Origin of the sequence: uncultured Parasphingorhabdus sp. (assembly GCF_963975555.1) — a bacterium.
In the GTDB taxonomy this organism is placed as follows: domain Bacteria; phylum Pseudomonadota; class Alphaproteobacteria; order Sphingomonadales; family Sphingomonadaceae; genus Parasphingorhabdus.
In genome coordinates this window covers 71,619-97,232 of the sequence record NZ_CAXBHH010000001.1, presented here as the reverse complement: position 1 = coordinate 97,232, position 25,614 = coordinate 71,619, and the positions used below count along the sequence as shown (strand labels likewise).

The window sequence follows — 25,614 nt, the reverse complement described above, 5'->3', positions numbered from 1 at the left end:
CAAACAAGAGGGGCTGGAAGGAAACTTCCGGCCCTTTTTCATGGTCGCTTTGGCAGGGTTTTGAACTTTTCCTCGAGAAAGCTGGTGAATAATTTTGTTCGTGCGGGCAGGACGGGCGAAGCAGGTCGTACTGCCCATATGTCCCAGTCCGGCAGAATGCGCAGTTCGGGTAACAGGATTTTCAGACGGCCGGACTCGAGATGGTCCTGAACGTCCCATAAGGACTTCATCGCGATTCCGAGGCCATCCAGTGCCGCGATTGCCACTGCTTCACCGCTATTGGTCTGGAACGATCCCGAGATTGCGATCTTCTTTTGCCGTTTGTCCGGCAGTTGAAACAGCCAGTTCTGACCGCCGCCCTGCATTATGCAATTGTGATTTTTCAGATCATCGAGATCTCCGGGAGAGCCGCGCTTCGCAAGATATTCTGGCGAGGCAACGAGCGCTCGGGGACTTTCCGCCAGCTTGCGTGCCCGCAGACTAGATGGTGCCAGCGCACCGACCCGGATAGCAAGATCGTAGCCCTGCTCGACAATATCTACGACATTGTCCGACAGATGCAGTTGCACTTCCGCTTCGGGATGATCGGCCATGAATTCGGCGATATGCGGAGCGATATAGCGATGACCGAAGGTCGATGACGCGGTGACCCGCAGCAGACCCTTGATCCGGGTCTCGCCGCCCGAGATGTCCAGCCGCGCTTCTTCCACCGCATCGATAATCCCCTTGGCGTGGGTCAGGAAACGCTCGCCATCCAGCGTTAATGTGACCGATCTCGTGGTGCGATTGAGCAAGCTGACACCAAGACTCGCCTCTAGAGCCTGTAGGCGCTGGGTTGCCGTAGCCGGCGAAAAGCCGAATTCTTCACCCGCTTTGCCGATGGCCCGCAACGCGGCGACCCGGAGGAATAGCTGCAGCGATAGAAGGTCCCAATCCATTATTCGGATATATCAAATAGTGATTTCAATAATCAACCAATTATTCTGTCTGATGAATATTATATAGCGGAGCACACAGTCGGAACGCCGGCATCAGAAAAAGGAAATATGTAATGAAAGCCATCGGTCTCACCCGCTATCTACCCATCGAAAATCCGGAATCGCTGGTCGATGTTGAGTTCGACAAGCCCGTTGCCAGCGGCCGGGATATATTGGTCAAGATCCATGCTATCGCCGTTAATCCGGTTGATGTGAAGGTTCGCGCGCCCAAAGATGGTGTCGAAGAAACACCCCGCATTCTAGGATGGGATGCCGCAGGTGTGGTAGAGAGCGTCGGTACGGACGTGACCCTGTTCAGCCCCGGTGACGAAGTCTATTATTCCGGCGATATTACCCGGTCCGGTGCCTATGCCGAATATCAGCTTGTTGACGAGCGCATCGTCGGCCGCAAACCGAAAACGCTCGGCTTCGCCGAGGCAGCCGCTCTGCCCCTGACCACGATCACCGCCTATGAAGCCTTTTTCGAACGGCTGGGTATCGACCGTGACGGCGGCAACAAGGGCGAGACGATATTGATCATCGGCGGCGCTGGCGGGGTTGGCTCTATTGCGATCCAGCTGGCAAAAGCCGCAGGTCTGACAGTGATAGCAACCGCTTCCCGCGAAGAAACATCGCAGTGGGTCCGCGACCTTGGCGCCGATCATGTGATCAATCACCGAGAACCACTACGCCCGCAGGTCGAGGCGCTGGGGCTGCAATATGTCGATCATATTGCGATCTTCAACCATACTGACGGTCACTGGGATGCGGTTACCGACCTGATCCGGCCACAGGGACTGATCGTGACAATTGTCGAAAATGAAAAGCCGCTAAGCCAGGATATGCTGAAGACCAAGGCCGCCGGTCTGGTCTGGGAATTCATGTTCGCCCGCTCGATGTTCCAGACGCCGGACATGATCGAACAGCATAAATTGCTCAGCTATGTCGCCGACGAAATTGATGCGGGCAGAATCCGGTCGACGGTCAGCGAAATATTCACGCCGATCAATGCCGAGAATCTCCGCAAGGCGCATGCCCTGCTGGAAACCGGACGGGCGACCGGCAAGATCGTGCTCGAGAATTTCGGTTCCTGAAATAACCCGACGAAAAGGACATAGAATGACATTGGTAATCAACGCCCATATCCACGCCGTAGCCGAGAAACGCGATCTGGTGATCGCCGAACTCAATCTTCTACTCGCGCCGACCCGAGCCGAAAAAGGCTGCATCGCCTATATCCTCCATCAGGATAATCTCGACCCGAACCATTTCATGTTTCAGGAACAATGGGAAAGCCGGGAACTCTGGCAGGACCATATGCAAGGGCCGGGATTGCAGCGCTGGTCCGAAAAGACCGCCGGAGCGGTTGCCGAGTTCACACTCTACGAGATGACCGAAATGGGCTAGAATTTCTGGATAGAAGAAGGGGCTGGAAGGAAACTTCCGGCCCCTTGTTTGTGGTCGCTAGATGCATTTCCAAAACCCGTCACTTGTGCAATGGAGGCGTTATTGAAAATCACAATGACAGGATGAATGAATATGCGGATCCGGTTTTTTCTTTTCAGCACAACGTTACTGAGCGGGCTGGCTACTCTTCCGATGGTGCCAGCGGCGGCGGCAACAGAGCTAGGCTCAACCGAAGCGGCGAGCGAGACCGATCGCATCAACCAGTGGTTCGACGAAAAATATGAGGAAGAGATCGCGTTCAGTCCGATCGAACAGACATTTCTCGGGCGCAAAACCAATTATGGTTTGATCGACGATTATAGTGATGAAGGTGCGGATCGGGAACTCGCCTGGAAACGCGCTGCTGTTGCGGAGATGAAAAGCCGTTTCGATTATGAGAAGCTCTCGCAGGATGCGAAAATCTCTTATGATATCTGGGTCTATAATCTGGAACAGGCCGAAGCCGGTCTGGCGTACCGGACCAATCGCTACGCGCTGCATCAGCATAATGGCCTGCAATCTTTCTTTCCGACCTTTCTGATCAATACGCACAAGGTCGAATCCGAAGCGGATATGCTCGGCTTTATACAGCGCCTGTCCGGTGTCGCGGTGGCTCTCGATCAATTGCTTGATCGCGCGAAAACCAACGCAGCCGCGGGAACTCGTCCGCCTCGTTTTGCCTATGAGGGTGTGATCGACCAGTCGCGCAAAATCATCAGCGGCGCGCCCTTTGACGACGGCAAACCATCGGCGATGTGGGTCGCAACCGACGAGAAATTGCAGGGACTGGTCGACAAGAAGGTGATCAGCAAAGCGCGGGCAGAAGTTCTGCGTGGCCAGGCGCGCACCGCCCTGACCGACGCATTTGCACCTGCCTATCAGAGGATTATCGCCTGGTATGAAGCAGATCTCCCCAACAGCGATGCCGAGCCGAAAGGGGCAGGCGCTCTGGCGAACGGGAAAGCTTATTATGATTATCGCCTCGCCAACCAGACGACGACGAAGCTGACCGCCGACGAGATTCACAATCTCGGCCTGGCAGAAGTGACACGGCTGCGTGCCGATATGGAAGCGATCAAGGGCAAGGTCGGGTTTGATGGCGATCTCAAGCAATTTTTCAAATTCATTCGCGAGGACGATCAATTCTATTTCTCCGACGACGATGCCGGAGCGGATCGATATATCGCGGCGGCCAAGGAACATATCGAGGCGCTGAAACTGAAATTGCCTGACTATTTCGGTATACTTCCAAAGGCCGATCTGGAGGTGCGCCGCGTCGAATCCTTCCGCGAACGCGATGGCGCAGCCCAGCATTATCGCAGTGGCACGCCCGACGGTTCGCGGCCCGGCATATATTATGCCCATCTCTCCGACATGCGGGCCATGCCGATCCCGACGCTGGAAGTGATCGCCTATCACGAGGGCCTGCCTGGCCATCACATGCAGATTTCGATTGCCCAGGAACTGACCGGCATCCCAGTCTTCCGCACCCAGGCGGGCTATACCGCTTACAGCGAAGGCTGGGGCCTCTATTCGGAGAAGCTCGCCAAGGAAATGGGCGGCTATGCCGATCCCTATTCCGAGTTCGGCCGGCTCACCAGTGAGATCTGGCGGGCGATCCGGCTGGTGGTTGATACCGGATTGCACAGCAAGGGCTGGAGCGAGGAACAGGCGGTCGCCTATTTCCTTGCCAATAGCTCGATCCCGGAAGCGGCGGTGCGTTCCGAAGTGCGCCGCTATCTGGTCAATCCGGGCCAGGCAACCAGCTACAAGATCGGGATGATAAAAATCCTCGAGTTGCGGGCAAGGGCGCAGGAGCAGCTGGGCGACCAGTTCGACATCCGCAGTTTCCACGATGTGATTCTTGGCGGCGGCGCATTGCCGCTCGGCATCCTGGAACAGCGGGTCGACCAGTGGATCGCCGAAACGCTTGGTTCGTAAAAATCAGGATAGGCTATGGTCTGCAGCACGTTTGAACTGTTCAAGATCGGCGTCGGGCCGTCGAGTTCTCATACGATGGGACCGATGCTGGCAGCGGCGCAATTTGTCGAGCGCGTTGCCGATAGTGGCAGGCTGGGCGAGGTCACCCGGCTCGAGACATTGCTGTTCGGTTCTCTGGCGCTGACCGGCAAGGGCCATGCGACCGACCGGGCGATATTGCTCGGTCTCAGTGGCCAGCGACCCGAGCATATCGAGCCCGATGCAGCGGATCTGCTGATTGGGAAAATCCGGAAATCGAACCGGATTCGCCTGAACGACGCCCATGAAATTGCATTCGATGAAGCCGGTGATGTGATCTTCGACCAGAAGAAACGGCTCGATTTCCACAGCAATGCGATGCGGTTCAACGCGTTCAGCGGCGACGAACTGGTCGCAACCCGTGTCTATTATTCGGTCGGCGGCGGCGCGATTCTCGACGAGGACCAGATCGGCAGCAACAATCCGGAAAGCGGCCTGTGGGATGTGCCTTATCCTTTCTGTTCGGGCGCGGACTTGCTTAAAATTACGGCAGACGAGAATATATCGATCGCCGATATCATGCGTGCCAACGAACGCACCCGTCAGCCAGATGAGCAGACCAGCGCCGGTATCCGCGCCATTGCCGATGCGATGTCCGCCTGTATAGATCGCGGGATATTGCAGGGCGGTATTCTGCCCGGCGGCCTGCGGGTAAAGCGCCGCGCGCCGCTGATCCACGCACGGTTGATGGAGCGGCAGGAACGCGCCTTGTCCGATCCTCTGACCATATTGGACTGGGTCAATCTCTGGGCACTGGCAGTGAACGAGGAAAATGCCGCCGGTGGCAAGGTGGTAACCGCACCAACCAACGGGGCCGCCGGAATCATCCCGTCGGTGCTGCGCTTCTATCAAAGATTCGCGCCCAAGGCCGATGAAGCGGGTGTGGAAACGTTCCTGCTGACCGCCGCCGCGATCGGATCGCTGTTCAAGGAAAATGCCTCGATTTCCGGCGCCGAAGTCGGCTGTCAGGGTGAAGTCGGTGTCGCCTGTTCGATGGCCGCAGCCGGCCTGACGGCAGCATGGGGCGGAAGTCCGTTGCAAGTTGAAAATGCGGCCGAGATCGGCATGGAGCATAATCTCGGCCTGACCTGCGATCCGGTCGGTGGCCTGGTCCAGGTGCCCTGTATCGAACGCAATGCGGTCGGCGCGGTCAAGGCGATCGAAGCGGCGCGGCTGGCAATTCTCGGCGATGGTACCCACCGGGTCAGTCTCGACGAAGTCATTGAAACCATGCGCAAGACCGGTCTCGATATGTCGGAGCGCTACAAGGAAACCTCGCAAGGTGGACTTGCCGTCAATTTGGTGGAATGCTGACCGGAACGGGAGAGGATATTGATGAAGAAGCTCGGCATAGGTTTGTTGGTTCTGGTGCTGATCGGCGTTGCCGCTAGCCTTCTGTTTCAGGAGCAAATTGGCAAGCGGCTTTTTGCCAGCGCGGTGGAAAAAGCGGTGGCGCGCGATGTCATCGGTGATCTGCCCGATGGCATCAATGTCGCGCTTTGCGGTTCCGGTTCGCCGTTGCCCGACCCGACGCGGGCCGGTCCCTGTTCGGCGGTGATCATTGATGGCAAGATGTTCATTGTCGATATCGGTGGCGGCGCGGTGCGTAATCTGGGTCTGATGGGGCTCAATCCGGGCGCGACCGAAGCCTTGTTGCTAACCCATTTTCACAGCGATCATATCGACGGCATGGGCGAACTGATGCTGCAGCGCTGGGCTGGCGGTGGCCGGGAAGCGCCGTTGCCGGTGATTGCGCCGGAGGGCGTTGAGGTGATCGTCGACGGGCTGAACGCCGCTTATGCTGCCGATGTGCAATATCGCATCGCCCATCATGGCAAAGCGACAATGTCGCTGACCGGTGCGGGTGGCGCGGCCCAACCATTTTCCATGCCCGAGGGCCAGCAAGAGATGGTGGTCTACGAAAAGGGCGGTATCAAGATCACCGCATTTTCGGTGGACCACAAACCGATTGCGCCCGCAGTCGGCTATCGCTTCGATTATAAGGGCCGCTCGGTTGTGTTCAGCGGCGATACGGTCAAATTGCCGATTGTCGCGAAAATCTGCAACGGCTGCGATCTGCTGGTCCACGAAGTGTTGAATGCCGAGATGGTGGGCACGATGGAAACCGCTCTTGAAAAAGTCGGCCGCAAGCGGCTGGTCAAGATAATGGCGGATATTCCGGACTATCACACGACACCGGTGGAGGCCGCACAAACCGCCAGTGCGGCCAAGGCAAAGATGCTGGTCCTGTCGCATATCGTGCCGGCGCTGCCGCTCGACTATCTCGACGCCTATTTCATGAAAGGCATGAATAGCGCCTATGATGGTCCGACAGTGCTGGGCAAGGACGGCATGCTGTTCAGCCTTCCCGCCAATAAGGATAGTATCGGACAGGACGATTTGCTTTAATTCGGGGGCAATCCAAGGAGGAAGCACCCGTGACCACAAATCGATTCTGGCAATTGAACAACCGTCCCGAAGCGCAGGATGTCTCGGGCTCGCTATCGCTGGAAAGCGAAGCGACGCCAGAGCTTGCCGATGGCGAGGTGCTGGTCAGGGCGGCCTATCTGTCGATGGACGCGGGCACACGCATGTGGATGACCGAGCGCGAGGACAGCTATCAGCCGCCGCTTGAACTGGGCACCAAGATGGTCGGGCTGGTGCTCGGTCATGTCGCCGCTTCGCGCCATGACGGCTTTGCCGAGGGCGATCTGGTGCGCGGTTTCGGGCAATGGGCCGAATATAGCGTGCTGCAACCGGAACTCGCCGGCCTGATGAAGGTCGATGACAGTATCACCGATATCAAACAGCATTTCGGCGTGCTCGGCTTCAACGGATGGACGGCGCTCTGGGGTGTGCAGGAAACCGCGGGCGTGAAGGCTGGCGACAATGTGCTGGTCTCGGCAGCGGCCGGTGCAACCGGTTTGCTGGCTTGCCAGATTGCGAAGATATTGGGCGCGAATGTCTATGGTCTGGCTGGTGGCCCGGACAAATGCCGGTGGCTGGAGAAAGAGCTCGGGATCACTAGGGCGATTGATTACAAGAATGACGATATTGCCGCCCAGCTGGCCAAGGTCGAAGGCGGCATCAACGCCTATTTTGATAATGTCGGCGGGCCGATACTGGATGCCGTTCTGCCCAATATGGCACTTTATGGCCGGATCGCGCTTTGTGGTCTGCTCGCGCAATATGAAGGCGACGGGCGCGGTCGGGGACCGGAGAATTTCGACCAGATATTGATGAAGCGACTACGCATCGAAGGCTTTTTCTCGCCCGATTTCGCGGATCAGGGCGAACGGCTGACGGAGGATCTCAAGACGTGGCTCGAACAGGGGCTGATCGATACGCCCTTCGATGTCACCGATGGCATTGAAAACGTCCTGACCGCTTATGCAAAATTGTTCACTGGCGGCAATATCGGCAAGGTACTGGTAAAAATCTAGGCCTTGTCTTGCCGGAAGCGCAAGCCCCACAGCGACAGCCCCATGATGGTCAGCGCATAGCATATGGCCATGATCGAAATGCCCGACCAGCCGGCATATTCATAAGTAGCGGCGCCGAGCCAGCTCGATATGCCGCCGCCGATAAACATGATGACGATATAGATGGTCATCAGCCGGGTCCGGATTTCCGGTGCGCGGCTGAACAATATTGTGCGGCTGCAAATATCGACCGATGCTCCGCCGATGCTGTTGAAAATTATCGCGATCACCAGAAGCCAGAGATTTTGACCGGCAAAGGGAAGGAGGCAAACGCCAATCAGCTGAGAGAGGGAGAAATAGATGCGAGCCCGTTCGGCCCCGATATGGTCGGCGAGCCGGCCGGCAAAGGGTGAACCCAGCACATTGACGATGGCGATGATCGCCAGATAGCCAACCGTATCGACGCCATAGCCATTGCGCGGCAAATGCAGGCCTACCGCCAGCCAGATCGCCAGAAACAGCCCGAAGGAAAGCGCCTGTATCAGCCCGCCCAGCGGTACCTCCGGCAGGGACTTCATGATCGGCCAGAGCGAGCGGAGCAGTTCCCCATAACGCGGCGGCTCGACGCCGGAAGGTTCCTCGTCCTGCCTGCGCTCCATGATCGAAGGCAGGAGAATGACCAGAAATGCCATGCACGCAGCGCCGACCCAATAGGCCGAGCGCCAGCCGAAATAATGGCCGAGCAGACCGCCGCCGACCCGGCTGCCCAATATGCCCAGGGTCACGCCGGCGGTCATGATCCCGGTAACATGGCCGATACGTCCGGGAGCAACCCGCCGGGTCACATAAGCGGGCAGCAGATAGGGCGCGATGGTGACAAAGCCGAGCAGGGAAGAAGCGGCGACAAATGTTGTGAAGCTTCCCGACAGCGCCATCGCCAGCATCGCCAGAAATTGCCCGGCGACAAATATCGTTACAAGCTTGCGGTTGTTGATCCGGTCGCCGAGTGGCAGCAGCAACAATATGCCCAGCGCGAGCGCTATCTGGTTGAGCGCCGGAGCAAGCCCGATGGTCGCGCCGCTGACGCCGAATTCTTCGGCAACCGGCGTGATCAGCGGATGAATATAATAGGCATTGGCCACCACCGCCGCAGAGGATAGCGCGAACAGGAAAAGCTTGAGCTCGCTGATCCGGGCGGGCGGGTTGCTTTCAATGGATTCGGGATTGCTCATTTCGGTCTGCGCCTACGCGATAACTGCTTAGGCGGAAAACAAAATTCGGTATTATAGCCTATCAATAATATCTGCCAGATCGGCTGCCTGCTTGTCATAAACCCGATCCAGCAGCGCGGCGAGCGTATCGGGATCGGCGACATCGGGATGGCCGCTGTTGAAAGGCGGATGCGGATCATATTCCAGACTGAGCTGGATCGTTTCGGCCACCTGTTGCCCGGCTATTTCCGCGACAACCGTCAAGGCAAAGTCGATGCCGGATGTCACGCCGCCCGCCGTGATGACATTGGCATCTTTGACCACGCGGGCTTTTTCATACGTGGCGCCGAATTTTTCCAGTAGAAGGGTATAGGCCCAATGGCTGGTCGCGCGTTTGCCTTCGAGCAAGCCCGCCGCGCCGAGCGCCAGCGAACCCGTACAAACCGACGTCACATATTTGGCCCCGGCGGCCTGATTGCGCAAAAATTGCAGGGTGCTATCATCCTGAATCACATCTCTGATGCCAAAACCACCGGGGACGCAGAGCAGATCGGCTTGCGGGCAATCAGCAAAATTGGTCGAGGGGAGAATGGCGAAACCACTATCGGTCTGTATCGGCTTGATTGTTTTGGCCGCCGTGTGGACCACGGCACCAGGAATCCGGCAGAGCACCTGCGCAGGACCGGTAAAATCGAGTTGGGTGATGCCGTCAAACAGCAGGAAGACGATGTGGAAGGGCTTTGGGCTATCGGTCATGGGGCTACTCCAGATTCGAGAGATGCCCAGGCGATCGGCTATAAAATATGTCCGCTCCCCGATGGTATCCCGTCTTGTTCTCGCCAGTCACGGTCAGAGGCCAGTCTAATGCTGTTTATCTGCGAGATCAATCAGGACCTGCGTCCTTGCCAGCGAATATTCATCGGTTCCATGCTATGGTCCGGACATGAAATATAGAACGGAAGATGGCTGGTCAGATCGCGCGAAATCACTTTTTGCCGTGGTCATCATTCATGCCGCTATCGGCTATGCGCTGGTGAGCGGCCTGGGGACGGATATGGCGAAAACCGTGTCCGCAGGTTTCAAAGTCATCAATATAACTGCTCCGCCACCACCAGAACCGGTTCCGGAAGAGCAGCCGACCGAAGCGGAGGAACAGGCGGCTTCGCCCGAAAATCTGAAGGCTCAAGCGACCCAGATTGTCGCGCCTGAACCGCTGGTCAAACTGGAGATAATCTCACCGGTGGTTGCCGCACCGATTGCAGGATTGGGAAATGAAAATGACGCCGGTGCTTCCGACCGGCCGGGTTCCGGCTTCGGCAGCGGCGGGCAGGGCGACGGTTTCGGGGGTGGAGGCATAGCCTCCGGTCCACGCCACCTGTCCGGCACAATAGCCCGCAAGGACATCCCGCGTTCGGTCTGGAAATCGGGGAATCGTGGTAACGTCGTGGCGCATTTTACGGTTGGGGTTGATGGCCGTGCAAGCGATTGCACTGTTCGGCAGTCGAGCGGCCATCCCGCACTTGACGCGACCACCTGCCGGTTGATCGAACAACGCTTCCGCTTCGAACCGGCGCGGGACGCGCGTGGCCGACCGGTGGCCCGCCCTTATGGCTGGCTGCAGGAATGGTGGCAGGACGGTCGCGGTCCGCAGCGGGCGGACTGATAGAGACTTACATCCCCATATAATCGCGTTTGCCGATCGCTACGCCCTGCATACGCAGCAGGTTATAGGCAGTGGTGACGTGGAAAAACAGATTGGGCAGGAAGAAGCTGAGCACATAGGTCTCGCCGTCCAAGTCCATCGTCTTTCCCGGACCGACCGGCATGGAGATTTTCAAATCGGCATTGCCATCGATAGCGGAATCATCCGTGGCTGCGATTTTTTCTGCACATTCGTCGATACGGGCGATGAGCGCATCAAATGTATCGCCTTCCATCGGCATGTTGGGCAGGGCATCAGGTGCTGTGCCGCTCATCCGCGCTGCCCCGCGAACGGCAAATTCGGTGATCATTTGCACTTGCCATTTCAGGTCGCTCATGTCCGGGAACAGGCGCCCGCTCAGATAGGCCTCTTCTGCGGTTCCGGCGGCTTCCGCCGTTGCCTTGGCCTTGGTGAGAATATTGGTCAGGCCGCGAAACGCCTGAGCGGCCGAACCTTTGAGAATATGGGAGAGAGATGTGGTCATAGTGGTTCTTTCCAAAATCGGGTTGAGCGTGAATATCTAGAATATGCCGGCGAGCAGGTAGCCGCCCAGCGCGATGAAGCTGCCGAAGGTAGCGAAGGCGCCAATCGCCCGGAAGGCCTGGAAAATCTTGCCCTTTTCGGCGCCATGCGATCCGGCGACGGTCGACAGGGCGATTGCGTGCAAGATACGGCCCGCGATGAATATGAGAGCGATGATTGCAACAATATCATTTGGAACCACGGTCATCTCGGCCAGCGCCAGTACGACGATGAACAGGGCTGCATTTTCCGCCAGATTGCCATGACGACGGATTTTGCGTTCCAGCGCCGGATCGTCGCCCGTGCCCAGGTTGATGCGGTTTCGGATGCGGTGTATGCCGACAAGGATCATCAACAGCGCCTGCAGGATGATGAGCACGGCTCCGGCAACAGCCGCGATAATCGGTATGGTCATTCGGCAATCTCCCGGTTGCTATTATCTTCTGGAACCTGAGGCAGTTGGGCGAGGAGTGCAAGCCTATTAGCGGGCAGGGAAATACTCCACAGCCCGCGTTGCGAAGGCCACGCGCCGATTGCAATATATCCATATTGATACCCAGTTTGGGACATATTCAGCGGCATATGGAAACGGAGCGTTAACCATGCGCTTGCACTAGCGTTCAACCTATTCGGGCTATTGAAGGGTTTCATGAACGCAATCCTTCATAATTTGTCGCCAGTCCGGCAGACCGCCATCATCTCGGCGATCGCAGTGCTGCTGTCGTTCACGTTCACCGGATCGCTATATCTGCTATTTTTCGGGATGGACGACCGGTTCTGGCAGGCTTTGAGCATGGCGATAATCATCCCCTGGGGGATCACTATTCCGCTGGGCCTCTATACCTCCAGACAGCGTTTCAAGCTTATCGAACTGGCCAACAGGCTTAAGGAAGCGCAGAAAAAATTGCGCAGGACCAACAAGGCGCTCGAACTGCGGGCCAATTTCGACGGCATGACCGGTCTGCTCAACCGCGACAGCTTTTTTGGCCGGGTTGATAAATTGCGGACGGATCAGAATAGCAATGTACTGATGCTCATCGACGTTGACCATTTTAAGGATATCAACGACAATTTCGGTCATCCCGTAGGGGACCAGGCGCTGAAGATGCTCGGCAAGATATTCCGCAATGTTTTGCGCAAAAATGATCTGATCGGCCGTATTGGCGGTGAGGAGTTCGGCGTATTTCTGCCCGAGACAAGCGTGCCAGAGGGGCAGATTATCGGAGAGATGCTCCGCTACGAGATCGAGAATATGATTTTCGAGCCCAGTCGCAATATGCGCCATGTGATCACGGTCAGCATCGGCGTAACCGGCATTGACCCGCATCAGGCGCGTTCGGTCCTCATGGAGAATGCCGACGCGGCGCTATTTTCTGCCAAACGGAGCGGGCGTAACCGGGTTGTCATGTTCGAACCGGGTATGCGCGCCAGTCCTGTCCCGGGCCGTGAAAAACCGCGTGCTGCGAACTTTATAATGTCGACATCAAATTTACGACCACGCGGGATTTGAAATGACGAAGGCTGCTGGCGCTGCTAGTGCTGGCCGCTATGACGAACACTTCAGACAGCAAACCCAACCATCTCTATCTGGTTGACGGATCGGCCTATATTTTTCGCGCCTATCACCGTCTGCCGCCGCTGACCAATATCCGCGGTGAGCCGGTCGGCGCGGTCTATGGTTATACCACCATGTTGTGGAAACTCGCCGACGAACTCAACAAGGCCGACGGCCCGACTCATATGGCGGTGGTGCTGGACAAGGCGGGCACCAGTTTCCGCAATGATCTCTACGATCAGTATAAGGCCAACCGACCGGAAGCGCCGGAAGACCTGAGGCCGCAATTTCCGATGATCCGTGATGCCACACGCGCTTTCTCGCTGCCGCTGATCGAGGAAGAGAATGTCGAGGCGGATGACATGATCGCCTCTTATACCAAGGCGGCGCTGGCGGAGGGCTGGAAGGTCACGATCGTGTCGTCCGACAAGGATCTGATGCAGCTGATCGAGCCCAATGATGAAGGCCGGGTCGACATGCTCGACACGATGAAAAATGCCCGAATGAACCGCGCTACGGTTGAAGAGAAATTTGGTGTCGGGCCGGAAAAGCTGGGTGATGTGCTTGGTTTGATGGGCGACAGTTCTGACAATATCCCTGGCGTGCCCGGGATCGGACCGAAAACCGCATCGAAGCTGATCAACGAATTTGGCGACATCGAAAGCGTGCTGGCTGCTGCGCCGGAGATGAAGAAATCGAAGATGCGCGATAATCTGATCGAATTTGCCGAACAGGCGCGGCTGTCGCGGGTGCTGGTGACTTTGCGGGAGGATTGCCCGCTGCCCGATACGCTCGAGAGCTTCCTGATCCAGGATATTCCCGACGCGCCGCTGCGCGAATTTCTAGCCGATCACGGGTTCAACAGCCTGCTGAAGAAGCTGGGTGGGGACGGCCATGCCGAGCCGCAAAATCCCGATGTTGCGGATGATGCCGCAGCCTCGAATGCTGTGAAAATGCCAGATGCCCCTGCGATTGACCGGTCAAAATATGAATGTGTGCAAACGGTTGCAGCGCTCGACCAGTGGATCGCGCGCGCTACCGAACAGGGCGTCTGCGCGGTCGATCTGGAGACGGACAGTCTGGAAAGCGTGACGGCGCGCGTTGTTGGCGTTTGTCTGGCCACCGGACCCAACGAGGCCTGCTATATCCCGCTCGGCCACGGTAGCGGCGACATGTTCGGCGAGACGCCGGAGCAGATCGGTCTCGATGAAGCGCTGGCGAAGCTGAAGCCGTTGCTCGAGGATGACGCGGTGCTCAAGGTCGGGCAGAATCTGAAATATGATATGGGCGTACTGGCCCAGCATGACATCAGGATCGCGCCTTTCGACGACACTTTGGTGATGAGCTTCAATCTCGATGCCGGTCTGCACGGCCACGGCATGGACGAACTGTCCAAACTGCATCTCGGCCATGAATGCATCAGCTTCAAATCGATCACCGGCACCGGCAAGAAGGCGATCGGGTTCGCCGAAGTACCGCTCGACAAGGCGACCGAATATGGCGCAGAAGATGCCGATGTCACGCTCCGCCTCTGGGAAATCCTGCGCTTGCGGATGGTCCCGGAACGGGCGACCCGCGTCTATCAGATGGTTGACCGACCGCTGGTTCCGGTGATTGCCGGGATGGAAGCCACCGGCGTGCTGGTTGACCGCGAAGAACTGGCGCGACTGTCGAAGACATTCGCCGAGGAAATGGCAAAGCTGGAACTGGAAATTCACGAGCTGGCCGGTGAACCCTTTTCCATCGGCAGTCCCAAGCAACTCGGAGAAATCCTGTTCGGGAAGCTCGGTCTGAAGGGCGGCAAGAAGGGCAAGTCGGGACAATATTCGACCGATGTAACCGTGCTCGAACGGCTGGCCGGTGATGGCGAACCGATTGCGCAAAAGATCGTCGACTGGCGGCAGCTGGCGAAGCTGAAATCCACCTATACCGATGCGCTGCAGGAGCAGATCAATGCGAAGACCGGACGTGTTCACACGTCCTATAGTCTGAGCGGCGCTCAGACCGGGCGGCTGTCCTCGACCGAACCGAATCTGCAGAATATCCCGATCCGCACCGAGATCGGTCGGCAGATAAGGCAGGCTTTTGTTGCCGCGCCAGGCAATGTCATTCTGGCTGCCGATTATAGCCAGATCGAACTCCGGCTGGCCGCGCATATCGCCGATGTCGAGACATTGAAGGATGCTTTCGCGAACGGCGAGGATATTCATAACCGCACCGCACGGGAATTGTTTGGCGCCGAAGACCGCGACGCACGCGCCCGCGCCAAGACGATCAATTTCGCGATTCTCTATGGTATCTCCCGCTGGGGCCTGGCCAAGCGACTGGAGGTCGATCCCGACGAAGCGCAGGCGATGATCGATACTTATTTCGAGCGGTTCCCGGGTATCAATCAATATATTTCCAAGACGCTGCAGTCGGTTCGCGAAACCGGCTATACCGAGACCTTATTCGGCCGCAAGACCTGGTTCGAGCGGATCAAGTCCCCCAATCAGGCCGAACGGCAGGGCAGTGAACGCGCTGCGATCAACGCGCCGATTCAGGGCACCAGCGCCGACATCATCAAGCGAGCGATGGCGCGGATGCTGCCTGCGCTGGCCGAAGCGGGACTGGATAAGGTCCAGATGTTGATGCAGGTCCACGATGAACTGGTCTTCGAATTGCCCGAGGGTGATGTGGAAGCCGCCAGTGCGGTGATCCGTTCTGCGATGTCGGGCGCGGCGGAACCGGCGGTGAAATTATCGGTGCCGCTGGATGTGGATATCGGGACGGGCAAGAGCTGGGATGAGGCGCACTAAGCGGATAGCGGAACGGTCCGGCCTCAGGTCTTGATCCAGAAGCGGATGAAATAGCCGACCGTACCGACGACCGCCACGCCCATCGCCCAATAAGCCAGCATCCAGAGCAGGCGCTTGGGCAAGGGCGCGCCATCGGCAGTTTTGCCGTTGGACGAGAGCGGATCAAAAGCCACTAGTGGTAACCGTCCGATCCGACCTTGCCGCGGAACACCCAATAGGCCCACGCGGTATAAGCGAGAATGACCGGCACCATGATGCCCGCGCCGACCAGCATGAATATCTGGCTCTCATAAGGGGCCGCCGCTTCCCAGATCGTGATCCGGCCGGGGATCACATCGGGCCACATCGAGACCGCAAGGCCGACGAGACACAGCCCGAATAGTCCGAGCGCGTAGAAGAAGGGTGCGGCTTCCTGCCGTTTGGACAGGCTGCGGAAAAATAGTACCGAGATGACCAGCGTCGCGAGAGGAATTTGTGCGGTTGCGATGACGCCGGGATAGGCGAGCCAGCGGCTATAATATTCTTCCTCGAGGAATGGTGTTGCGGCGCTGACCACGGCGATCGCGATCAGCAGCAAGATACCGAGGCGGCCGGCATAGCTGTAGCACTGACGCTGCAATGGGCCTTCGGTTTTCCAGATGAGCCAGCAGCAGCCGAGCAATGCATAGCCGGCCAGTAGCGCAAAACCGGTGAGCAGGCTGAACGGCGTCAGCCATTCCCACCAGCCGCCGGCATAAGCGCGGCCTTCGACCGTAATACCCTGAAGCAGTGCGCCGAGCGTGATTCCCTGCGCGAAGGTCGCGATCACCGATCCGGCGGTAAAGGCGAAGTCCCAGCGCGCCCTGTGCGACGGATCGCGCCAGCGGAACTCGAAAGCTACGCCACGTAATACCAGTCCCAGCAACATGGCGATCAATGGTGCGTAGAGCGCAGGCAAGATGATCGCATAAGCCAGCGGGAAAGCGGCCAACAGGCCACCGCCACCCAATACCAGCCAGGTCTCATTGCCATCCCAGACCGGCGCGATGCTGTTCATCGCCGTATCGCGGTCTGTGCCGACCTTGAAATTGGGGAATAATATGCCGATGCCGAGATCAAAGCCGTCCATGATCACATAGACAACAACGGCAAAGGCGATGATCGCCGCCCAGATGACGGTCAGGTCGATGCCGTTCATGGCGCTGCTCCTTCTTCATGATCCCCTTCGAGCACCGCCGCTGCAGGCGTAATGCCTGCCGAACGGATGGGGGCGTCGTCCGGCGTCGGTTCATGCGCTTCGGGCGGTTTCGCGGCGAGCTTGAACAAATAGACAATGCCGGCGCCGAAGACGACGAAATAGACGACAACAAAGGCCAGTAATGAAGCGGCAACTGCTGGGGCGTCAAGCGGTGCCGCGCTCTCGCTGGTGCGCAGCAGGCCGTAAATGGTGAACGGCTGGCGCCCGACCTCGGTCGTAACCCAGCCGGCGAGCACGGCGATAAAGCCGGATGGCCCCATCACCAGAGCCGCGCGGTGCAACAAAGGCCAGTCATAGAGTTTCTTGCGCGACCGGGCGAGCAGGCTCCACAGCCCGATGCCGAGCATCGCAAAGCCAAGCCCGACCATGATCCGGAACGACCAGAAGACGATGCCCACCGGCGGTTCGTCCTTGTCGGGAATCGTATCAAGCCCGGCCAGTGGCGCATTGAGATCATGTTTGAGGATCAGCGAAGATGCCTTGGGTATTTCAATGGCATAATCGACCCGCTTTTCCTTGCTGTTGGGAATGCCGAACAGGATCAGCGGCGCACCATCGGGATGGCTGTCAAAATGGCCTTCCATGGCCATTACCTTTGCCGGCTGATGCTCTAGCGTGTTGAGGCCGTGCAAATCGCCCATGAATATCTGGGTTGGCGCAACCAGCGCCGCCATCCACATAGCCATGGAGAACATCTTGCGGGCGCCGGGGTTGGTCTTGTCTTTCAGCAGATGCCAGGCACCGACTGCACCGACCGCGAAAGCGGTGGTCAGATAGGCCGCCAGCACCGTGTGCACCAGACGATAGGGGAAGCTGGGATTCCAGATGATGTCCCACCAGCCGGCAGCCGGCACATATTGCCCGACTTCGTTGATCGCAAAACCGACCGGCGTCTGCATCCAGCTGTTCACCGACAATATCCAGAAAGCGGAGATGAAGGTGCCGATGGCGACAGCCAGTGTAGCGACGAAATGCAATTTGCGACCCACCTTGTTGATGCCGAACAGCATCACGCCGAGGAAACCGGCTTCGAGGAAAAAGGCGGTCAGCACTTCATAGGCCATGAGCGGCCCGATAATCGGTCCGGCCTTGTCGGAGAAGACCGACCAGTTTGTGCCGAACTGATAGGACATGACGATACCGGACACGACGCCCATGGCGAAGACGACTGCGAAAATCTTGAGCCAGTAGCGGTAGAGATTGGCGTATACGCCGTTATCGGTTTTCAACCACAGGCCTTCCAGGACCGCGAGATAGCTGGCGATGCCAATGGTGAAGGCGGGGAACAGGAAATGGAAGCTGATGGTGAACGCAAATTGCGCCCGCGCCAGATTGATGGCGAGATCATTTTCTATCATATCATGCCTCTTGCATTCCAAATATCAACCGGACTGTCGGCTTTGTCTTCGCTGTCTGCAATTGCAATTAAAGCAGAATAAGCTTCGTTTTGCGAAAGATAGATTTTGCCCGACAATTGTTCGAGAAAATGTGACTGTTCCAGCCGGTCCATCACCGGCCCTTTGACTTCGGACAGATGCAGCGAAATGCCGCCATCCTCGAGCCGGTGGTTGATCGCCTCGATGCTTTCCAGCGCCGAGGCATCGATTGCATTGACCGCCGAGCACATCAAGATGACGTGGCGGACGCTCTTCTGTTCGGCGACCTGTTCGAGAATAAATTCTTCGAGCCAGCGCGCGTTGAGATAGGTCAGGCTTTCATCGATGCGGATTGTCAAAATGCGGGGGTCTGTAAAAACCTTGTGCCGGTTGACGTTGCGGAAATGTTCGGTCTCCGGAACCCGGCCGACAATCGCCGCATGGGGCCGCGAGCTGCGCCACAGGAAAAGCGCCAGGCTTAGACCGACACCGGCGATCACGCCCGGTTCGACGCCGGCGAGCAAGGTGACACCAATGGTCGCCGCCATCGCGGCAAAATCCATTTTCGAATAGCGCCAGATGGTTTGCGGGGTTTTGAAATCAACCAGACTGAGCACGGCAACGATAATAGTAGCGGCCAAAGTAGCAATGGGAAGTGACGCGAGCAGCGGCGTGAGAAACAGCGCCGCCAAAGCGATCCCGACCGCGGTGAAGGCACCGGCAGCCGGTGTCTCTGCGCCAGCGTCAAAATTCACTACCGACCGTGCAAATCCGCCGGTCACCGGATAGCCACCCGAGAAAGCCGCCGAGATATTCGCTGCACCGAGGCCGATCAGTTCCTGATCTGGATCGATCCGCTGACGGCGCTTGGCTGCCAAAGTCTGGCCGACCGAGACGGACTCCACAAATCCGATGATGCTGAGCAGCAGCGCCGGTATCGCCAGCGTTTTCCATAGCTCCAGATCGACCAGCGGAACCGAGAAGGGCGGCAGGCTCTGCGGGATATCGCCGACCACTTTGACCCCCTGCGCCTCTAGTCCGAAGGCGATCGTTACAATGGTCGAGACGGCGACGGCGGCAATCGGTCCGGCCTTGGCGATCAGCTCGGCCGGGCGTGCGGGAAGACCAAAACGCATCAGCAGCGGCTTCAGCCCCTTGCGGACCCAGAAGAGAAAGGCGGTCGCGGAGACGCCGATGATCAGCGTCGGTATATTGGTGGTGCCGATTGTCGCGGCAATAGTGGAAACCAGTTCGGGCATGGCCGCGCCGCTCGCCTTGATACCGAAGATCGATTTCAGCTGGCTGGTCGCGATGATGATACCGCTGGCGGTGATGAAGCCCGAGACAACCGGATGGGAGAGCAGATTGGCGAGAAAGCCGAGCTTGAAGATACCGAGCAGCAGGAGGAACAGGCCCGAGAGCAACGCCAGGACCAGGGCAGCCGCGATAAACTCCGCGCTGCCCGGAGGCGCAATGGCGCTGGCGGCGGTCAGGGTCATCAGTGAGACCACGGCCACCGGTCCGACTGCCAAGGTCCGGCTGGTCCCGAATATCGCATAGGCAATCAGCGGCAGGATCGAGGCGTAGAGTCCTATCTCCGGCGGCAATCCTGCGAGCATGGCATAAGCCAGACTTTGCGGAATCAACATGATCGTGACAATGATTGCGGCGACACCGTCGTTGGTCAGCGTGGTGCTGTTATAGCGACTGCCCCAATCGAGGATCGGCAAATAGCGGGATATTTTCATCGGGCTGGCTTATTCCGCGCCGATGCGGTGTGGCTTGACCATCCATTCACGGCCCTTGAGCATGCCATGCCAGTAGACCGGCGGCAGGATCGTGTCCTTGAGCAGCCACGAAAGCCGCGAGGGTCGTGTGCCGTCGATCAGCCAGTTTGGAAAGCTTGGTAGCAGCTTACCGCCATAGCCGAATTCGGCGAGCACGACCTTGCCGCGTTCGACGGTCAGCGGGCAACTGCCATAGCCGTCATAATCGGCTACAGGCGGCTTGTCTTCTAGGGCGGCCAGAGCATTGACGGCAACGACCGGCGCCTGTTTGCGAACGGCCGCCATCGTCTTGGCATTGGGGGCGTTGCAGGCATCGCCTAGTGCGAAAATATTGGCATATTTGCTGTGCCGCAGGGTGGCTGGATCGACATCGACGAAACCGCTTTCTGCGGCCAGCGGGCTGGATCGAACAAAATCGGGAGCCACTTGCGGCGGGACGACATGGATCATGTCGAACTTTACCTCGACCCTTTTGGTTTCCTCGCCACGTTTCTGCTCGAATGTTGCAATTTGCGCTGGACCGTCGACAGCAACCAGTCTCGATTCAAGCTTCAGATGGATATCATATCGCTCCACATATTCCATCAGGGCGGGCACATATTCCTTGATACCGAAGAGCACTGCACCCGTATTGTGGAACTGAACGCCGACATTGCCCAGGACGCCCTGCTTTTCCCACTTGCTGCAGGACAGATACATCGCCTTCTGCGGCGCGCCGGCGCATTTGATCGGCATCGGTGGTTGAGTGAACAAGGCCGTCCCGCCGGTCATATGTTTGACCAGGTCGAACGTATAAGGCGCGAGATCGAAACGGTAATTGGATGTAACGCCATTTTTCCCCAGCGTCTCGGGCAGGCCGTCAATGGCTTCCCAGTCCAGCTTGATACCCGGGCAGACGATCAGCACATCATAGCCGATTTCCTGTCCGTCGGCTGTGGCAACGGAGTTATTCTCGGGGTCAAAGGAACTGACCGCGGATTTTACCCATTGTGCGCGGGCAGGAATCAGATCCTTTTCCTTGCGGTGCGTGAATTCGGGAGAAAAGGCGCCGCCGCCAACCATTGTCCAGCCGGGCTGGTAATAATGATCGTCGGCCGGGTCGATAATCGCGAGCGATATTGTCTTGTTCCGCTTGAGCATGCTGGCAGCGGTCGCGATACCGGCGGAGCCGCCGCCGACGATGACGACGTTGAAGCGGCTGGATTTTGATAGAGTCTTCGCTGGTTTGGCCTGTGCCATTTCGGTCAATTTGGTCGATCGGGCACCGGACCGGCAATAGGCAAGGACCGGCGCTGGAAGATCAGCCAGCGCTGCGGCCATTTTTCTGCCGTCCCGATCGGTGATCGCACCGGACACTGCCGGGACATATGCGAATTTCAGGCCGGATTCTTTCGCTGCTTTTGCCACTGCAGCAGAACGGGGATGGTCGCCAGCCTCGTCGTCGGGCCGGTTGCAGATGATCGATTTGAAGCCGGCTTTCGCCAGTTCCGTGACATTGCCAAGCTCCAGTTGCGGCGATACGCTAACAGCGTCGTTCAACTTCGTGATTTGTGGCTTGTTCGTCATTGGACATCCTTCATTTTCGTGTCTCTGCTTAACTTGTCACCCGATGCGCGATCATGCCGGACAGTAAAGCGCCGACGAAGGCGAGGGCGGGCAGGGGATTGATCGCCAGGTCGGCCAGACCCGGCCCCGGGCAAAGGCCGCTAATGCCCCAGCCAGCGCCGAAAAGGACCGCACCGATTGTCAGCTTGCGATCGATGAGCGTGGTGCCGGGCAACGAGAAATGCGCATCGGCAAAAGGCTTTTCGAGCCGCCGCTGAATGATCCAGGCGAACGCCATCGGGATCATGGCGCCGCCCATGACAAAGGCAAGCGTCGGGTCCCATTGACCGAAGAGATCGAGAAAACCCTGTACCCGCGCAGGATCGGCCATGCCCGAAAAGGCGAGGCCGGCTCCGAACAAGGCTCCGGCGAAAATAGCGACCAAAATCTGTCTCACAAGAAACCTCCTGCACGCATCAGCGCGACCGTGACAAAGCCGCTAGCCATGAAGATGCTTGTGGCGATCAAGGAGCGCGGGGACAGCCTCGACATGCCGCAGACGCCGTGGCCGCTGGTGCAACCTGAACCCAAGCGGGTGCCGTAGCCAACCAGCAGGCCGCCGATGATCAGAGGGATGATGGAGGACGGGAAGCGGGTTTCAATACCGCCGGTGATTGCGGAGATGATCAGCGCTCCGAGCGGCAGGCCAATAACAAAGGCTATGGCTATACCGCGCGGTGCTCCGCCATCGGCAATCCCGGTGGCGCGCGCGGCGAGGCCGCTGACTCCGGCGATACGGCCGAGGCCGAGCAACATCACTGCGGCGGCAACACCGATCATCAGTCCGCCGATCAGGCCTTCCAGCGGCATGGCATGGGGAAATGCAGCGAGCATCAGACGCCGTTCAACGGAACTTTGAGGTAGCGCACGCCATTATCTTCCTCGGGCGGCAAATGCCCGGCCCGCATATTGACTTGGACGGAAGGCAGGATCAGCCGCGGCATATCGAGCGTCTTGTCGCGCTCGGTGCGCATTTTGACAAATTCGTCCTCGCTCACTCCGTCATGGGCATGGATATTGCCCTTCCGTTCGTCGGCAACGGTGGTTTCCCAGACATATTCGGTCCGGCCTGCGGGCAAATAGTCGTGGCACATGAACAGGCGAGTGGTGTCGGGCAGCGACAATAGCCGCCGCATCGACCGGTAAAGCTTGCGAGCGTCGCCGCCGGGAAAATCGGCCCGCGCCGAGCCGTAGTCCGGCATGAACATCGTATCGCCAACAAAGACGGCATCGCCGATGACATAGGCGATGTCCGCAGGCGTGTGGCCGGGTACGTGCATGACCGTCACATCGAGCTTGCCGATCTTGAACGTGTCGCCATCGGCAAACAGATGATCAAAATCCGATCCGTCGCGCTGGAATTCGGTTCCGGCATTAAACAATTTGCCGAAGACATCCTGCACAGTCACGATATGCTCGCCAATGGCAATCTTGCCGCCAAGCTTTTCCTGCAAATAAGGTGCAGCCGACAGATGGTCGGCGTGGGCATGGGTTTCGAGCAGCCATTGGACCGTCAGGCCCTGATCTTTGACATAGGCAATCACTTCATCAGCGGAATCGAAGGAGGTACGACCGGAAGCCGGATCGAAATCGAACACGCTGTCGATGACGGCCGCGCATTTGGTCTCCTTGTCATGCACGACATAGGTCACCGTGTTCGTCGGCAGGTCGAAAAAAGCCTTGATCACGGGGAGGTTCTGCTGCGCACGGGAGATCTGTTCCGTTGCATGAATCAGTGCCGAATCAGTCATAGAAAATTCCTCAAATTCATATTTACATAAACTATGTAATACATTATATGTGTTGCGTCAATATATCAACACTGTCAATTCTCGGGAGAGGTGGAAATTAATGTCGGACGAGCTGCAGGTAAAGTCAGGATCATTGCGTATCGGTGACAGGGCGCCCGATTTTGAGGCGCGCTCTACCCATGGCGTCAAAAGGCTGTCTGACTATCGTGGCCGGTGGCTGATCTTCTTTTCGCACCCCGCCGATTTCACGCCTGTCTGTACAACAGAATTTGTCGCTCTGGCGCGCCATCAAGAGCAGTTTGAAGCCATGGACTGTGCCTTGCTGGGCCTGTCTGTGGACAGCCTCTATGCGCATCTTGCCTGGGCCCGCGCCATCGAGCAGAAATTCGACGTCAAAATACCCTTTCCGATCGTTGAAGATCCAAGCATGGCCGTAGGTCACGCCTTTGGCATGATCGACGAAAACGCGGCCGATTCGGCGGCGATGCGGACCAGCTATTTTATCGATCCCGAGGGGATTGTCCGGGCGACGACTTGCTATCCCCACAATGTAGGACGATCGGTTGACGAGATGCTCCGCATGCTGGCGGCGCTGCAACTCACCGACAAGGAAAACGTACTGACTCCCGAAGGGTGGCAACCCGGAGACGATGTGCTGGCGATACCGTCGCTATCGGCACAGGATATCAGCCAGGACGAGGACTGGTTCTGCCATGTGGTGAAGGCCCCGTGACCGCAATTTTCGAAAGCCGGGTCCGGGCCGATGCAGCCACCGAGAAGCTGAAAATCTTTGCCCAGCCGCAGCGGTTGATGATCCTGTCCTTTCTGCTCCGCGGAGAAAGCAGCGTCAGCGACATTGATGCCGCAACGGGCATCGGCCAACCGGCGCTTAGCCAGCAGCTCGCTGCGCTGAGGCAGGCAGATGTCGTGAAAACGCGCCGGGAAGGAAAGCAGATCTGGTATGATCTTGCCGATGACTCCTCGCGTCTCTGCGTGAGAACGATGGAGGCCTTGTTGACCGAGGAACCTGATCCGCAGCGCATCATGGCAGCAGCGACCACGCTCGCCGCTCCGGCAAAAAAACCGCCGACCGGAACAGGAACGGCCGGCTTCGCAAAAATATTATAGGATAGGAAAACCATCATGAGCAACGACAGCACCGATCAGGGCCAGGAACCTCAAGAACTGAAGCCGGAAGACTGGGCGGGTGATATGGGGCTCAAATGGCTGGCCAGTCTTTCCAAGTTTGAAGAGATGATCGCCCCGATTGGCGAAGCCTCGCTGGCCCGCGCCAATTATCAGGATGGTGAGACGGTGATCGATCTCGGCTGCGGCGGCGGCGCTACGACGCTTGTTATTGCCAGTGCGGTTGCGCCTTCCGGCAAGGTCATGGGCCTCGATATATCTCCCGATCTCGTGGCCGCCGCGCAGGAGCGAGCGGCTAAAAACGGAGCAGCCAATATCCAGTTCACCAATGCCGACGCCGCCACAGCCCGATTGCCGGATGCGCCTTATGACCGTCTCTTCTCGCGCTTTGGCAGCATGTTTTTTGAAGACCCGACCAGCGCCTTTACAAACCTACACGGCCTCGTCCGCAAAGGCGGGCGGGTTGATCTGGCGGTTTGGGGACCGCCACGCGACAATCTCTGGATGATGGAAATGATGGGCGTCGTCAGAAATCACATCGAAATTCCGCCAGCGGTGCCGCGCGCGCCGGGGCCGTTTGCTTTCGAGGATCTGGAATATCTGGGTGAGATATTGGATGGCAGCGGTTTCAGCGATGTCGATGTGGTCGCCTATGAAGCTCTGCAACCCGTTGGTGGTGTCGGCGCAACGCCTGAGCAAGCTGTCGCTTTCGCCTTTGCCTCTCTCGCCGTCGGTAGATTGCTGAATGAAAAGGGCGAGGCTGTCATTGCAGCCGCCAGCCAAGAACTGGCCGATCTTTTTGCCCGCTATCATGTGCCCGGAAAAGGCGTGATGATGCAGGGAAAAGTCTGGTTGGTCTCGGCAATCGCCTAAGATCATGGTCCCGCAGGATTGAATCTCCGGTCTGGCTTGTTGCCCAATATATAGGGAAGCAAGTCAGCCTTGCTGCCGGTTCGCGCCCTGAACGCAGTAAAATATCGGCGAAGCGGATGTGCTCGTCCGAATAAGGCATGGAAATAACTACATTTACTTTGGCGGGTTTTTCGACAATCCTTCGTGT

Annotated in this window: 25 protein-coding genes and 1 riboswitch; of the genes, 12 read left to right on the top strand and 13 right to left on the bottom strand. The window is 58.0% G+C overall.

Annotated features, from left to right (window positions below; all coding sequences use genetic code 11):
• Positions 1–38: 38 nt before the first annotated feature.
• Positions 39–938 carry a LysR family transcriptional regulator gene (locus tag AAC060_RS00440; RefSeq protein WP_339821601.1) on the bottom strand — a complete coding sequence of 300 codons (900 nt, stop codon included), beginning with the start codon at positions 936–938 and terminating at the stop codon, positions 39–41.
• Positions 939–1,051: 113 nt separating this feature from the next.
• Here AAC060_RS00440 and AAC060_RS00435 point away from each other — a divergent pair, with 113 nt between their 5' ends.
• The 6 genes from AAC060_RS00435 to AAC060_RS00410 all read left to right on the top strand — a co-directional run bounded on the left by AAC060_RS00435 (position 1,052) and on the right by AAC060_RS00410 (position 7,885).
• A complete protein-coding gene (locus AAC060_RS00435) occupies positions 1,052–2,071 on the top strand; it encodes a zinc-binding alcohol dehydrogenase family protein (RefSeq protein ID WP_339821600.1) in 1,020 nt (339 codons plus the stop codon).
• A 25-nt stretch (positions 2,072–2,096) separates the two neighbouring features.
• Positions 2,097–2,384 carry a putative quinol monooxygenase gene (locus AAC060_RS00430; RefSeq protein WP_339821597.1) on the top strand — a complete coding sequence of 96 codons (288 nt, stop codon included), beginning with the start codon at positions 2,097–2,099 and terminating at the stop codon, positions 2,382–2,384.
• 132 nt (positions 2,385–2,516) lie between these two features.
• Positions 2,517–4,364, top strand: a complete 1,848-nt coding sequence (locus tag AAC060_RS00425) for a DUF885 domain-containing protein (protein WP_339821595.1) — start codon at positions 2,517–2,519, stop codon at positions 4,362–4,364.
• A gap of 15 nt (positions 4,365–4,379) precedes the next feature.
• Positions 4,380–5,756 (top strand): L-serine ammonia-lyase, encoded by a 1,377-nt coding sequence (locus AAC060_RS00420; protein WP_339821592.1) that lies wholly within the window; start codon positions 4,380–4,382, stop codon positions 5,754–5,756.
• 21 nt (positions 5,757–5,777) lie between these two features.
• Entirely contained in the window at positions 5,778–6,851 is a 1,074-nt protein-coding gene (locus tag AAC060_RS00415) for an MBL fold metallo-hydrolase (protein ID WP_339823745.1), read from the top strand.
• Positions 6,852–6,880: 29 nt separating this feature from the next.
• Positions 6,881–7,885 carry an NADP-dependent oxidoreductase gene (locus AAC060_RS00410; protein WP_339821589.1) on the top strand — a complete coding sequence of 335 codons (1,005 nt, stop codon included), beginning with the start codon at positions 6,881–6,883 and terminating at the stop codon, positions 7,883–7,885.
• Here AAC060_RS00410 and AAC060_RS00405 read toward each other — a convergent pair.
• Complete coding sequence (locus AAC060_RS00405; protein WP_339821586.1) at positions 7,882–9,096, bottom strand: MFS transporter; 1,215 nt, start codon at positions 9,094–9,096, stop codon at positions 7,882–7,884. The genes AAC060_RS00410 and AAC060_RS00405 overlap by 4 nt on opposite strands.
• A gap of 51 nt (positions 9,097–9,147) precedes the next feature.
• The gene (locus tag AAC060_RS00400) at positions 9,148–9,831 is read right to left on the bottom strand and encodes a DJ-1/PfpI family protein (RefSeq protein ID WP_339821583.1); all 684 of its coding nucleotides are present in this window, start codon (positions 9,829–9,831) and stop codon (positions 9,148–9,150) included.
• Between the two features lie 17 nt (positions 9,832–9,848).
• Positions 9,849–9,932, bottom strand: a riboswitch (ZMP/ZTP riboswitch).
• 86 nt (positions 9,933–10,018) lie between these two features.
• On the opposite strand from AAC060_RS00400, the gene AAC060_RS00395 reads away from it, so the two are divergent.
• On the top strand, positions 10,019–10,738 hold the full coding sequence (locus AAC060_RS00395) for a TonB family protein (RefSeq protein ID WP_339821580.1): 720 nt from the start codon (positions 10,019–10,021) through the stop codon (positions 10,736–10,738).
• Between the two features lie 7 nt (positions 10,739–10,745).
• Here the strand turns inward: AAC060_RS00395 and AAC060_RS00390 are convergent, their stop codons facing one another.
• Together AAC060_RS00390 and AAC060_RS00385 are read right to left on the bottom strand one after the other, a co-directional pair.
• Complete coding sequence (locus tag AAC060_RS00390) at positions 10,746–11,261, bottom strand: DUF1993 domain-containing protein (RefSeq protein ID WP_339821577.1); 516 nt, start codon at positions 11,259–11,261, stop codon at positions 10,746–10,748.
• A 36-nt stretch (positions 11,262–11,297) separates the two neighbouring features.
• Positions 11,298–11,714, bottom strand: coding sequence for an MAPEG family protein (locus AAC060_RS00385; RefSeq protein ID WP_339821575.1), 417 nt, complete (start codon positions 11,712–11,714; stop codon positions 11,298–11,300).
• Between the two features lie 234 nt (positions 11,715–11,948).
• Here AAC060_RS00385 and AAC060_RS00380 point away from each other — a divergent pair, with 234 nt between their 5' ends.
• Positions 11,949–12,809, top strand: coding sequence for a GGDEF domain-containing protein (locus tag AAC060_RS00380; RefSeq protein ID WP_339821572.1), 861 nt, complete (start codon positions 11,949–11,951; stop codon positions 12,807–12,809).
• Between the two features lie 38 nt (positions 12,810–12,847).
• Positions 12,848–15,652 carry a DNA polymerase I gene (polA, locus tag AAC060_RS00375; protein ID WP_339821569.1) on the top strand — a complete coding sequence of 935 codons (2,805 nt, stop codon included), beginning with the start codon at positions 12,848–12,850 and terminating at the stop codon, positions 15,650–15,652.
• Between the two features lie 23 nt (positions 15,653–15,675).
• On the opposite strand, the gene AAC060_RS00370 is transcribed toward polA, so the two are convergent.
• From AAC060_RS00370 to AAC060_RS00335, 8 genes are read right to left on the bottom strand one after another with little or no spacing between them, the layout of a single operon-like run.
• Entirely contained in the window at positions 15,676–15,825 is a 150-nt protein-coding gene (locus AAC060_RS00370) for a DUF2474 domain-containing protein (protein WP_339821567.1), read from the bottom strand.
• Complete coding sequence (cydB, locus tag AAC060_RS00365) at positions 15,825–16,829, bottom strand: cytochrome d ubiquinol oxidase subunit II (RefSeq protein ID WP_339821564.1); 1,005 nt, start codon at positions 16,827–16,829, stop codon at positions 15,825–15,827. Before cydB ends, AAC060_RS00370 begins: the two co-directional genes overlap by 1 nt.
• Positions 16,826–18,247: a cytochrome ubiquinol oxidase subunit I gene (locus AAC060_RS00360; protein ID WP_339821561.1), complete on the bottom strand. Its 1,422-nt coding sequence runs from the start codon at positions 18,245–18,247 to the stop codon at positions 16,826–16,828. The genes cydB and AAC060_RS00360 overlap by 4 nt, the downstream gene beginning before the upstream one ends.
• Positions 18,244–20,013: a sulfate permease gene (gene sulP / locus AAC060_RS00355; protein ID WP_339821560.1), complete on the bottom strand. Its 1,770-nt coding sequence runs from the start codon at positions 20,011–20,013 to the stop codon at positions 18,244–18,246. Before sulP ends, AAC060_RS00360 begins: the two co-directional genes overlap by 4 nt.
• 9 nt (positions 20,014–20,022) lie before the next feature.
• Positions 20,023–21,618 (bottom strand): TIGR01244 family sulfur transferase, encoded by a 1,596-nt coding sequence (locus AAC060_RS00350; protein WP_339821557.1) that lies wholly within the window; start codon positions 21,616–21,618, stop codon positions 20,023–20,025.
• A 28-nt stretch (positions 21,619–21,646) separates the two neighbouring features.
• Positions 21,647–22,054, bottom strand: coding sequence for a DUF6691 family protein (locus AAC060_RS00345; protein ID WP_339821555.1), 408 nt, complete (start codon positions 22,052–22,054; stop codon positions 21,647–21,649).
• On the bottom strand, positions 22,051–22,491 hold the full coding sequence (locus AAC060_RS00340) for a YeeE/YedE thiosulfate transporter family protein (RefSeq protein ID WP_339821552.1): 441 nt from the start codon (positions 22,489–22,491) through the stop codon (positions 22,051–22,053). The genes AAC060_RS00345 and AAC060_RS00340 overlap by 4 nt, the downstream gene beginning before the upstream one ends.
• Complete coding sequence (locus AAC060_RS00335) at positions 22,491–23,408, bottom strand: MBL fold metallo-hydrolase (RefSeq protein WP_339821549.1); 918 nt, start codon at positions 23,406–23,408, stop codon at positions 22,491–22,493. The genes AAC060_RS00340 and AAC060_RS00335 overlap by 1 nt, the downstream gene beginning before the upstream one ends.
• 100 nt (positions 23,409–23,508) lie before the next feature.
• On the opposite strand from AAC060_RS00335, the gene AAC060_RS00330 reads away from it, so the two are divergent.
• From AAC060_RS00330 to AAC060_RS00320, 3 genes are read left to right on the top strand one after another with little or no spacing between them, the layout of a single operon-like run.
• The gene (locus AAC060_RS00330) at positions 23,509–24,141 is read left to right on the top strand and encodes a peroxiredoxin (protein WP_339821546.1); all 633 of its coding nucleotides are present in this window, start codon (positions 23,509–23,511) and stop codon (positions 24,139–24,141) included.
• Positions 24,138–24,536, top strand: a complete 399-nt coding sequence (locus AAC060_RS00325) for a metalloregulator ArsR/SmtB family transcription factor (protein WP_339821543.1) — start codon at positions 24,138–24,140, stop codon at positions 24,534–24,536. Before AAC060_RS00330 ends, AAC060_RS00325 begins: the two co-directional genes overlap by 4 nt.
• 15 nt (positions 24,537–24,551) lie before the next feature.
• Positions 24,552–25,427, top strand: coding sequence for a class I SAM-dependent methyltransferase (locus AAC060_RS00320; protein WP_339821541.1), 876 nt, complete (start codon positions 24,552–24,554; stop codon positions 25,425–25,427).
• Positions 25,428–25,614: the final 187 nt, after the last annotated feature.